Raw genomic sequence first — 10,169 nt, 5'->3', positions numbered from 1 at the left:
AAGAGTTCGCTGAGTTCGCAGAGTTCGAAGAGGTAACTGAGGATGACTGTGTACGGATCTTTCCCGGGCGCCCGTCCGCGCCGGCTGCGCACCACCCCGGCGATGCGCCGCATGGTGGCCGAGACGCGGCTGCACCCGGCCGATCTGATCCTGCCCGCCTTCGTGCGGGAGGGGATCGGGGAGCCGGTGCCGATCACGGCGATGCCGGGCGTGGTCCAGCACACCCGCGACACCTTGCGGAAGGCGGCCGTCGACGCCGTGTCCGCCGGGGTCGCCGGGATCATGCTCTTCGGTGTTCCCGTGGACGCGAAGAAGGACGCCATCGGCACGGCGGGCACCGACCCGGAGGGCATTCTCCAGGTGGCCCTGCGCGATGTGCGCGCCGAGGTCGGCGACGACCTGGTGATCATGTCGGACCTCTGTCTCGACGAGACCACCGACCACGGCCACTGCGGGGTCCTGGACGAGTCGGGCCGGGTCGACAACGACGCGACCCTTGAGCGGTACGCGGAGATGGCGCAGGTCCAGGCCGACGCGGGCGCCCATGTGGTGGCCCCCAGCGGCATGATGGACGGCCAGGTCGGCGTGATCCGCGACGCGCTGGACACCATCGACAAGGAGGACGTGTCGATCCTCGCCTACACGGTGAAGTACTCGTCCGCCTTCTACGGTCCGTTCCGCGAGGCCGTCGGCTCCTCGCTGCAGGGCGACCGCAAGACGTACCAGCAGGACCCGGCGAACGCCCGGGAGTCGCTGCGTGAGCTGGAGCTGGACCTCGCCGAGGGCGCCGACATGGTGATGGTCAAGCCGGCCGGGCCGTACCTGGACATCCTCGCGAAGGTCGCGGAGTCGGTGTCCGTGCCGGTGGCCGCGTACCAGATCAGCGGTGAGTACGCGATGATCGAGGCGGCCGCGGAGAAGGGCTGGATCGACCGGGACAAGGCGATCATGGAGTCCCTGACCGGCATCAAGCGGGCGGGCGCGAACATGATCCTCACGTACTGGGCGACGGAGGTCGCGCGGCAGCTCTGAGCCGACGCCCCGGCCCCCGTGCCCGCCCCGGCCTTGTGCGGGGGTCCGGTCAGCCGCCGTGTGCGGTGAGGGTGTAGCCCTCCGGGCCCTCGAAGGAGAACATCGGCCCGAAGGGGCTGTCCGCCATCGGCGTGAGGATCTTGACGCCGGCGGCGTCGAGCTGCTCGTGAAGCGCGTGGGCGTCCGGGGTACGGAACCAGATCACCACGCCGAGGCCAGGCCGCGCGGTGTCGGTGAGGCTGACTCCCGGCAGCAGCGCGCGGACGGCGAACGGGGTCGGCCGGGTGTCGAACACGACCGCGTGCGGGGGCGAGACCGCGGCCCGGCGCAGCCCCAGATGCTTCTCGCAGAAGACCGCGGCGGCCTCCACGTCGTGGACCTGGAGGGCGACGAAGTCGGGACCATCGATGGCAACAGGCATGGGTTTCCCTCGCTCTTCTATGTCAGGACTTTGACATAGAAGAGGCTAGGTTCCGGGGATTGCTATGTCAAAATATTGACATGTATGAGCCCGGCAAGGAGGAGACTGTGCCGACGGACCCGTTCCGCCCCGAGGGTGACGACGTCACCCGCCACCTGGGGTATCTGCTCAAACGCGCCCAGGCCGCCCTGCGCGGAGCCATGGACAAGGTCCTGCGTGAGCAGGGGCTGACCGTGCCGCAGTACTCCACGCTCGAACTGCTCGCCCTGCACCCCGGCATGTCGAACGCCGACCTCGCCCGTGCGACCTTCGTGACCCGGCAGTCGGGCAACGTCGTCCTGCGCGGCCTCCAGGAAGCGGGGCTCATCACCCGCCCCGACGCCGCCGATCACGGCCGGGCCCGCCCCGCCCGGCTCACCGAAGCGGGCCGGGCGCGCCTCGCCGCGGTCCAGGCCGCCGTGTACGCCGTCGAGCAGCGCATGGCCCGGACGATCCCGCCGCGTCGCGTCGCGGCGCTCGTCGCCGACCTCGACCGCATCGCGACAGAGCTGGAGGACTGAGGGGGCCCGGCCGGACGGGCCGGCGGCGCACTCCCGGTGTCAGAGCGCGTCCGAGAGCCGGATGAACCGGTGCCCCGACGCGAGGAGTTGGGGCACCGCCGTGGCGATGCCCTCGGCCGTGCCGCCCTCCGGCTGGTTCAGGTGGCCGATCACGATCGACCCGGGCCGGGCGGCCACGACAGCGGTGTGGACCTGCTCGGGTGTGAAGGTCGCGCCGCCGTCGCCGTTGACGGTGAAACTCACCGGGCGCTCGCCCAGCGCGTCCACGATGCGCGACGCGACATCGTCGTAGTACGCCGTCCCCGACCGGAAGAAGCGGGGCGGCCGGCCCAGCAGCCGGGTGAGTCTGCCGTGGTTGCCCGCGACCTCGTCGTAGACCTCACCCGCGTCGCGCGTCCCGGGGATGCCGTACGCGGAGCGGCCCGAGACCGACAGGGGGCGGTGCCGGGTCCCGTGGTTGGCGATCTCGAAGAGCGGGTCGGCGGCCAGGGTGCGGAAGACCGCCGGATGGGCGTCGATCCAGCGGGAGTTGATGAAGAGCGTCGCCGGTACCTTCCTCGACCGGAGGAAGCCGATCAGGTCCTTGTCGTACGCGCTGCCCCCGGGGCCACCGCACGCGTCGAAGGTCAGCGCGACGGCCCGCTGCGCCGCGGGCAGGGCGGTCAGGACGCCCGGTGCGTCGAAGCCCCAGTCCGACGGCCGCGCCGAGCCGTACCTGGCAACCGCCGCGGCGCGCGTCACCTCGGGTGCGGCCGCGCGGGCCGTGGCGGCCGCACGGCCGGCACGCGGTGTACGGCTCGGCGGTTCGATGTCGGACTGAGTGCTCCGCGTCGCCAGGGACGCCCCCGGGGAACCGGACCGGCCGGCGCATCCCGCAAGCCCGGTGGCCGCCACGGCGGCGAGTACAGCCCGACGAGTCAATGACATGTGCCTGCCCTGCCCCTCCAGTTCACACCACGACACGGAGCTCAGAATGAGAGTCGGATCATGCTATGAATCCTGGACGTATCGGACGCCGACACTCCGGGGTTGGGTGGAGTCCACCCGTACTGGCGCCCCGGTGAGGGGGGCGAGCACGATCCCGGCCCGGAACCCCCTCCCTGCCGCCGGGTCTTCACCCACGGCGCCGCGCCGAGCCCTTCAGGAACTCATCCGGACCGTCTGCGCGCTGTCGGCGGTGTTGGCGCATGCCATGAAGGGGTCGATGCCGCCTTGCTGCTCCTGGCACAGCCACGCCACGCCGGCGACGGTGACAGTGACCGGGGACTTGCCGCCCGCGCCGCTGTCCTTCGCATAGGCGTTGGCGACCGCGCGGGCCGTGGCACAGCTGGTGGCGGTGGTCGAACTCGGGACGATCACCTCCAGACCCGTCTGGTCGGGCCCGCAGTCCTGCTGGGCGTGCCGGGTGCCCTTCGACGGTTCCGGCGCCGCGCCCTGCGTCGTGGACGGGTCGGCGGAGGCCGGCGGCGGTGCGTCGGTGGAGCCCTGGCCGCCCTTGTCGGTCGGTGCGGCGCTGGACTGTGCGGAACTCGCGGGGGCGGACGAACCGGCGGACGAACCGGCGGAGGATCCGGAGGCGGACGTCGCGTCGCCGGATCCGCACGCGGTCAGCGCCAGCCCTGCGGCGACGAGCGCAGCGGTCGACAGGCCGTAACGCGCACTCCTGATAGGCATGGGTGTCCCTCTCTCGCTTTCGGCAAAGTCCCCCGGCGCCGATGGCGATGAGTTCCGTCCCGCCCCGGGTCCGGCACAAACACCGGTCGATTGAAGCAAGTTCGGCCTGCGCATCGGCGAAGTCGGAGGATCTTACAACGCGATGATTCTCCCTCAAGTGGGTTTCGAGACCGCCCGGGTCCCTGGGGGCTCGACGCGCCGCCGCACTGACACAGATCGTCAACTGATTGATTCTCACAGGTCTGGTCGCTGTCCCGGTCCTGCGAAAGGGTTCTCGCGAAAGGGTTCCAAGAAGGCGGCAGTGCGGCATGTGCGCACTCGATCTGTTGCCGCGCCGAGTGTTCAGGCACCTTTACGAGAGAAGGAAACACACCCCTATGCGCGCCCTTGTGGTCGATCACAGTGACGCCGGACCCATCCGGTTCGCCGATGTCGATGAGCCCGTACCGTCCGCTGGTGAGGCGCTGGTGGAGATACGGCACATCGGTCTCAACTTCGGAGAGCTGAATTACGTGCACCAGTGGCCGGCCGGCGCTGTGCACGGTCACGACGCGGCCGGCATCGTGGTGCGCGCCGCATCCGACGGCTCGGGGCCGCCCGAAGGCACGCGCGTCGCAGTGGGAATGGCTCCCCACGCGTGGGCGGAGCGGGTGGCAGTCAGCCCCGCCTCGCTCGGCACCGTCCCCGAGGGCGTGGACCTGGCCGACGCCGCCGCGCTGGGGATCGCCGGTGTCACCCCGTTCCGGGTGCTGCGTACACGGTCCCTGCTGGCGCGCGACGTTCTGATCACCGGCGCCAGCGGAGGCGTGGGGCACTTCGCCGTCCAGCTGGCGGCGCTGGCGGGCGCCCGGGTGACGGCACTCGTCGGTTCGCCGGAGCGGGCCGCCGGACTCCGTGAACTCGGCGCCGACAAGGTCCTGACCGACCTGGCCGGGACCGGGGGCCGGTTCGACCTCGTCCTGGACACGGTCGGCGGGCCACTGGTGGCCCAGGCGTGGAGTTCCCTCGCCGAGGGCGGCACCCTCCACCTGGTCGGCTACTCCTCCGGGCAGGAAACCACGTTCCCGTCAGGGGCCTTGTTCGGCTTCGGCGAGCCCCGCAGCATCGCCACCTACGGCGACATGACGCCCACCGGCGGGGAGTTGACGGACCTGCTGGGCCTCATGGCCGCCGGGAGGCTCTCGGCACCGGTCGGACTGCGAGGCGACTGGCGGGGCGTGGACGACGCCGTCCAGGCGCTGTTCGCGCGGAAGGTGCACGGAAAGGTCGTTCTTGACGTGGCCTGACGCTGTGGACGAGGACACCTGCTCCTCGCCCGCCGGTGTGCGGTTCGCCGTGGTGGACGAGAATGGACCCGTGGATGTGCTGGCGGAGGTCTTGCGTGTTTCGGGTGCGCGTGGGGCGCTCGGGGTCGTGCTGAAGGCCGGAGGAACCTGGGGCCTGTGGCTGGACTCCTCTCCGGGAGCGGCACTGCACGTGGTGTCCCGCGGCACCATGTGGCTCCACGTCACAGGCGGGAAACCTCTTCAGGTGCAGGCCGGAGACGCCGTCCTGGTGCCGCCGGGCACCGCACACGGGATAGCCGGCGCCGCCGGCGTGACGATGGGTTCCTGCGACCGCGAGGCGGCGGCCCGGTCTTTTCGCGATGGCCGGGCCCTGCGTCTGGGCTCGGCGCCGGTACAGACGGAAGTGATCGTGCTGCACTACGAGCAGGACCCGGAGGTGCGCACACCGGTGCTTACCTCGCTCGCTCGGCCGATGCACGTCACGGCCCGGGAGAACGCGCAGCTCGGAAGGACCGTCGAACTTCTCGCCGCGGAGCTCGCACAGCCGCAGATCGGCACCACCGCCGCCGTCAACAGCATCGTCGACCTTCTGCTCGTCCAGTTCGTGCGCGCCTTGCTGGCCCGCCACCCGCAGGAACAGTCCGGCTCATGGCTGGGAGCGATGCGCGATCCGGTCGTGCGCGACGCTCTGGCATGCGTCCACGCCCAACCGGAACACCCCTGGACCACGGAGACCCTGGCCGCTGCGACGGGCGTCTCCCGGGCGACGCTGTCCAGGCGCTTCCGGTCCGCCCTCGGACAGACGCCGGGCGCGTACGTGACGCAGTGGCGCATCGACCTGGCGTCTGTCCGGCTCCGCGATACCGACGAGCCGGTCGAGTCGATCTCCGGCGCGGTCGGATACGGCTCTCCGCACGCTTTCAGCCGTGCCTTCAGACGCGCCCGAGGCACGGCCCCTGGCGAGTACCGTTCTCGCCTTCGCAAGTGATCCGGCCTCGGAACATGCCCGGCCCCGGTCTGAGCCGGAACTCTGACGACAGGCCCTGGCTAGGCGGCCGGGCCCGAGCCGGTCTCGCGTACGACCGCGAACACGGCGCGTACCTTCGTGCCGTCCGGGAGCGGCAGGTTCCCCGTGACGCGGCCCAGGTCCTGGGGGGTGGCGGACTGGCCGGGGCGGACCACGCGGTTGATGTGGAGCGTCAGCCCGGGGCCCGTGGTGTTGGCCGTCTGCACGCGTACGTCGGTGCCGTCCTCGTCGTCGGCCACCGATGCGACTCCGGTAGCCACCGGGTGTTCCGTACCGGTGAAGTGGCCCTCGACGGTCGGGTCGGGGGTGTTGCTGATGCTCTGCTCCTGCGGCAGGGCCGCACCGGCCATCGCGGCGACCAGCTGGGCGACGAGCACCGGGTCGTGGGCGCCGTCGTACACCCAGCGCTCACCGAGCACCCCGTGCTGGGTGGTGCCGATGAGCGCCTCGTCACCGGCGCCTTCGAGCGGCGCTCCCCGGTAGGTGAGCGGCACCTGGTACGTGACGGGCTCGGCCCCGGACACGTCGGTGGCCAGCATGAACTCGATCCCGACCGCACCGGTCGGGTCGTCGAGCCGGAAGCCGCCCGCCTTGGCCAGGTCGGGCTTGGCGTCCGCGCCGCCGAGGTACCAGGGCTGGGCGGGCAGCCAGGCGGTCAGCAGTTCCAGCTTGGTGGGGGTCAGCGTGGTGCGGTGGATGACAGACATGTCTTCGGTCCCTCTCCCGTCGGCGTGCTGTCATCCTGCCACTGGTGTGGGGCGGATCAGGCGGTTCCGGTGGCGGTGGCGAACCTGGCGAAGGCGGACCAGGCGGCGGGGGTGAGGGTGAGGGCGGGGCCGGTGGGGTTCTTGGAGTCCCGGATGTGGATGGCGGCGGGGTGCGCGGCGACTTCCAGGCAGTCGCCGCCCTGCTCACTGCTGTAGCTCGACTTGCGCCAGGTGTACGCGGCTTCGAGGCACTGGCCGCCTTCGCTTCCGCTGTAGCTGGACTTGAACCAGTGCAGTGTTGTGCCGCTCATTGCTCTCCCAGGAGACGGTCCAGTAGGCCCACGGTGTCCTCTGGACTGAGGGCTTGAGCTCGCAGCATTGCATATTTCTGGGCCAGGATGCTGACCTCATTTGGGTCGGAGACGAGCTGACTCCCGCGCTGCGTCTCGGAGTAGGCGACGTGTTGATGGTCTGCCGTCTCCAACAGTGTGAAAGGGCCATCCAGTCCAGCGTGGTTCCTGCAACGAACCGGCAGGATCTGCAGGCAGATGCCTGGGAGGTTTGCACAAACACGCAAGTGCCGCAGCTGCTCCAAGTGTTCTGTCACCTGCAGGAGTTGGAGATTCAACACTGGCTCCCAGACGACGAAACTGATGGTCGGCGGAGTTTCGCGTTGCAGGATGGCCTGTCGGTCCAGACGGCCGGCCGTTTGGACCATGACCTCTTGTTCGTTGAAGGCCGGTACCCGATTCCGGAAGACCGCCTGGGCGTACTTTTCGGTCTGTAGAAGCCCCGGCACGACTTGGTTGTCGTACCAGGACAGCGCAAGCGCATCCTGCTCCAGGTCGATGTACTGCTCCGCCCACGCCGGGATCAGGTCGATCTCCGGCATGTTCTCCACCGCGACCGACAACGCCCCCTTCGTGTCCAGTACGCGGTCGAGGATCTCCGCGTAGTCCGGTTTCAGGGGACGCCGCCCCTGCTCGATCGAGGCGATGGTCTCGCAGTCCAGACCCACGCGTTGGGCCAGCGCGTTCTGGGTCAGGTGGGCGCTGGTGCGGAACTGGGCCAGCACGGCGCCCACCAGTCGCATGGCCGACGCGTTCTTCCTCGGGCGTTTCCTGGGGTGCATGATGACGAACTCCCCCCGTCGCTCAGCTCGTTATGCGCGCGCGACCCGTACGGGAAATCTGTACGGGTCGCGCGCGAAGCTGATCCAGGGCGTGCCGACCTCAGACGCCGACCGGGCTGACGAAGGTGCCGGGGTGGGTGGCGCCGGACTGGTCCAGGATGGCGCCGCCGTACGGCCAGTCGAGGGTGACGTGGGTGGTCTCGTTGGGCGGGGTGATCAGGACCTTGCTCGGGACGAACGGCTTGGTGTCCTTGGAGTCGGCGGGGATGGCCAGCAGCATGATGTTGATCGAGGCCGTGCTCTCGCCCGGGTGCAGGGTCATGGTGCTCGGGGTGTCCGACGAGCGGCGCAGGTCCCATGTCTCACCGGTCTTGCTGACGAGCTGGACGCCCGGGAAGCCGTGCAGGGTGCAGGTGCTGTCGCCGCGGTTCGTGAGCTTGATCGAGGCGACCTGCTGGTCGGTCGCGTCCTTCATGTCCGGGGCGCCACCGTGCGGGCCGCCCCAGTCGTAGCCCAGGTCGATGGTGTGGCAGCGGCTGCTCTCGCTGGAGGAGGCGGCGGCGGGAGGGACGGGGTTCACGGCGTCGGTCCGCGAGCCCTTCGCGGCCATCGCCTTCACCTTGTGCTGGGCGGCGCCGTCGGCGGAGCTTCCGGAGCCGCTGGTGTCGCTGGCGCCGCTCTGGGCCTTGTCCTGCGATCCGCCCTGCGCCGTCGTGGAGGACGAGTCCTGGCCGGTGCTGGACTGGGCGCTGGTCTTGGAGGGGGCCGATCCGGAGGACGAGTCGCACGCGGCGGCGCCGGCGCCGACAGCGATGACGGCCATCACGGCGGCGGCACAGCGGGCGACTCGGTTCAGCTTGGCGGTCATGGTTCCCCTTTTCCAGCGCCGGTGTCGGTCCCGGCGTCCTCCGTGGCGAGTGCGTCTTACGGAAAGTGAGATGTGCCGGGCGGCGAGGGAAGTTCTCGCGAGACTGTCCGGAAGCTGTAACGCCGTGTAACAGCCGACGGGCCCCTCGCCGCCCCTCTTCTCCCTCTCCCTGTCCTCCCCTCTCCTCCTACTGCGGGGCGAACGCCATGAGCTGTTCGTCGACCGGTGCGCCGGTCAGCCGGTTGGCGAAGGTCGAGAGGGTGTACGTACCGATGCCCAGGACCACCTCCAGGGCGTTCCGGCCGGTGTACCCCTGGGCCAGGAACGCCTGGAGCCCCGGCTCCGTGACCGCGCCGGCGGTGGCCAGTACCTCCAGCGTGAAGGCCCGCAGCGCCTCCAACCTGCTGTCCGTGAGCGGCTGTTGGGCGCGCAGGGCCTCGATGAGGCCGGGGTCCGCGCCCATCGCGGTGAGCTTCGCCGTGTGCATGGCCACGCAGACGTGGCAGTCGTTGCGGGTGGCGATCGTGAGGATGAGGACCTCGCGGTCCAGCTGCGGGAGGGTCGTCGACTCGAAGATCCCGCTGAGCTTCAGGAAACCGTCGAGGGTCTGCGGGGAGGTCGCCATGCGGGCCACGGCGGACGGGAGGTAGCCCAGGCGGTCGCCGGTGGCCCGCAGGGCGGGGCGGGCCGCGGCGGGGGCGGAGTCGACGGTGTGGGCGGGGAAGGCGGTGGGGTCGGGGGAGGTGCTGTGGCTGGGGGAGGCGGTGATGGTCATGGCGGGGCCTTCGCTCTAAACTCGACAATGTGATTGACGAAAACGTAAACCAGGTTGTCGAGTTTTGCAACGGTGGGCCGCGCCATGACTGATGGGTGTGAGCGTGGGCGTGAGCGCGGGCAGGGGTACGAGCTGCCGATGCTGCTCTTCGCCGGGTTCCGTGCGGCCATCGACGAACTGCACGCGCGCCTCGCCGATGAGGGGCACCCGGACGTGCGCCCGGCGTACGGCTTCGCGCTCCAGGCGATCGGCGAGCGGGGCGCGACCGCGAGCGAGGTGGGGCGGCGGCTCGGGGTCTCCAAACAGGCGGCGGGCAAGACCGTGGAGCGCCTGGAGGAGCTGGGGTACGCCGAGCGCGCCGCCGACCCCGCCGACGGGCGCCGCAAGCTGGTGCTGCTCACCCCACGCGGGGTGGAGGTGCTGGTGCGGTCGGGCGAGATCTTCGACGAGCTGTACGCGCAGTGGGAGCGGGTGCTGGGCGCGGAGCGGCTCGCCGGGCTCGAATCCGACCTCCGGGCCATCGTGCCGGGGGCGGCGCCGGGCGCCGGCTTCCGGGTGGACGTGGCGGGGTGGTTCGGCGGGTGAGCCGTCGCGCCGGGTGGCCTCCCGGGCCCCAGCCGGCAGGCCCGTGCGTCCGGCACACGTGGGTGCGTAGGGCAGAACGCCCCGGTCTCCGGGGGAGGAGAG

The 10,169-nt window shown here is 70.6% G+C and carries 13 protein-coding genes; 5 read left to right on the top strand and 8 right to left on the bottom strand.

Translation table 11 applies throughout. The features are described from left to right. Positions 1 to 42 precede the first annotated feature (42 nt). Positions 43 to 1,032 carry a porphobilinogen synthase gene (gene hemB, locus OG510_RS15805; RefSeq protein ID WP_406137491.1) on the top strand — a complete coding sequence of 330 codons (990 nt, stop codon included), beginning with the start codon at positions 43 to 45 and terminating at the stop codon, positions 1,030 to 1,032. Positions 1,033 to 1,081: 49 nt separating this feature from the next. Here hemB and OG510_RS15800 read toward each other — a convergent pair whose 3' ends face one another. Beyond that, complete coding sequence (locus tag OG510_RS15800; RefSeq protein ID WP_406137489.1) at positions 1,082 to 1,453, bottom strand: VOC family protein; 372 nt, start codon at positions 1,451 to 1,453, stop codon at positions 1,082 to 1,084. Between the two features lie 80 nt (positions 1,454 to 1,533). Between OG510_RS15800 and OG510_RS15795 the strand changes: the two genes are divergently transcribed. Further along, positions 1,534 to 2,013 carry a MarR family winged helix-turn-helix transcriptional regulator gene (locus OG510_RS15795; protein ID WP_406137487.1) on the top strand — a complete coding sequence of 160 codons (480 nt, stop codon included), beginning with the start codon at positions 1,534 to 1,536 and terminating at the stop codon, positions 2,011 to 2,013. Between the two features lie 39 nt (positions 2,014 to 2,052). Here the strand turns inward: OG510_RS15795 and OG510_RS15790 are convergent, their stop codons facing one another. Next, positions 2,053 to 2,940, bottom strand: coding sequence for a polysaccharide deacetylase family protein (locus OG510_RS15790; protein WP_406137485.1), 888 nt, complete (start codon positions 2,938 to 2,940; stop codon positions 2,053 to 2,055). Between the two features lie 213 nt (positions 2,941 to 3,153). Then, positions 3,154 to 3,687: a hypothetical protein gene (locus tag OG510_RS15785; protein ID WP_406137483.1), complete on the bottom strand. Its 534-nt coding sequence runs from the start codon at positions 3,685 to 3,687 to the stop codon at positions 3,154 to 3,156. A 377-nt stretch (positions 3,688 to 4,064) separates the two neighbouring features. Between OG510_RS15785 and OG510_RS15780 the strand changes: the two genes are divergently transcribed. Both OG510_RS15780 and OG510_RS15775 read left to right on the top strand, forming a co-directional pair. Next, complete coding sequence (locus OG510_RS15780) at positions 4,065 to 4,973, top strand: zinc-binding dehydrogenase (RefSeq protein ID WP_406137482.1); 909 nt, start codon at positions 4,065 to 4,067, stop codon at positions 4,971 to 4,973. A gap of 70 nt (positions 4,974 to 5,043) precedes the next feature. Beyond that, positions 5,044 to 5,961 (top strand): cupin domain-containing protein, encoded by a 918-nt coding sequence (locus tag OG510_RS15775; protein ID WP_406142415.1) that lies wholly within the window; start codon positions 5,044 to 5,046, stop codon positions 5,959 to 5,961. 59 nt (positions 5,962 to 6,020) lie between these two features. On the opposite strand, the gene OG510_RS15770 is transcribed toward OG510_RS15775, so the two are convergent. The 5 genes from OG510_RS15770 to OG510_RS15750 all read right to left on the bottom strand — a co-directional run bounded on the left by OG510_RS15770 (position 6,021) and on the right by OG510_RS15750 (position 9,482). Further along, positions 6,021 to 6,707 (bottom strand): maltokinase N-terminal cap-like domain-containing protein, encoded by a 687-nt coding sequence (locus tag OG510_RS15770; RefSeq protein WP_406137480.1) that lies wholly within the window; start codon positions 6,705 to 6,707, stop codon positions 6,021 to 6,023. Positions 6,708 to 6,763: 56 nt separating this feature from the next. Continuing rightward, on the bottom strand, positions 6,764 to 7,018 hold the full coding sequence (locus OG510_RS15765) for a DUF397 domain-containing protein (RefSeq protein ID WP_406137478.1): 255 nt from the start codon (positions 7,016 to 7,018) through the stop codon (positions 6,764 to 6,766). Next, positions 7,015 to 7,800 (bottom strand): Scr1 family TA system antitoxin-like transcriptional regulator, encoded by a 786-nt coding sequence (locus OG510_RS15760; RefSeq protein ID WP_406137477.1) that lies wholly within the window; start codon positions 7,798 to 7,800, stop codon positions 7,015 to 7,017. Before OG510_RS15760 ends, OG510_RS15765 begins: the two co-directional genes overlap by 4 nt. A 139-nt stretch (positions 7,801 to 7,939) precedes the next feature. Continuing rightward, positions 7,940 to 8,707, bottom strand: coding sequence for a DUF4232 domain-containing protein (locus OG510_RS15755; RefSeq protein WP_406137475.1), 768 nt, complete (start codon positions 8,705 to 8,707; stop codon positions 7,940 to 7,942). 187 nt (positions 8,708 to 8,894) lie between these two features. Beyond that, positions 8,895 to 9,482: a carboxymuconolactone decarboxylase family protein gene (locus OG510_RS15750; RefSeq protein WP_406137474.1), complete on the bottom strand. Its 588-nt coding sequence runs from the start codon at positions 9,480 to 9,482 to the stop codon at positions 8,895 to 8,897. A gap of 84 nt (positions 9,483 to 9,566) precedes the next feature. Between OG510_RS15750 and OG510_RS15745 the strand changes: the two genes are divergently transcribed. After that, positions 9,567 to 10,067: a MarR family winged helix-turn-helix transcriptional regulator gene (locus OG510_RS15745; protein WP_406137473.1), complete on the top strand. Its 501-nt coding sequence runs from the start codon at positions 9,567 to 9,569 to the stop codon at positions 10,065 to 10,067. The last annotated feature ends 102 nt before the right edge of the window (positions 10,068 to 10,169 follow it).

The sequence above is a fragment of the Streptomyces sp. NBC_01089 genome (assembly GCF_045162975.1).
In the GTDB taxonomy this organism is placed as follows: domain Bacteria; phylum Actinomycetota; class Actinomycetes; order Streptomycetales; family Streptomycetaceae; genus Streptomyces.
This window is presented reverse-complemented; position numbering and strand designations above follow the sequence as displayed.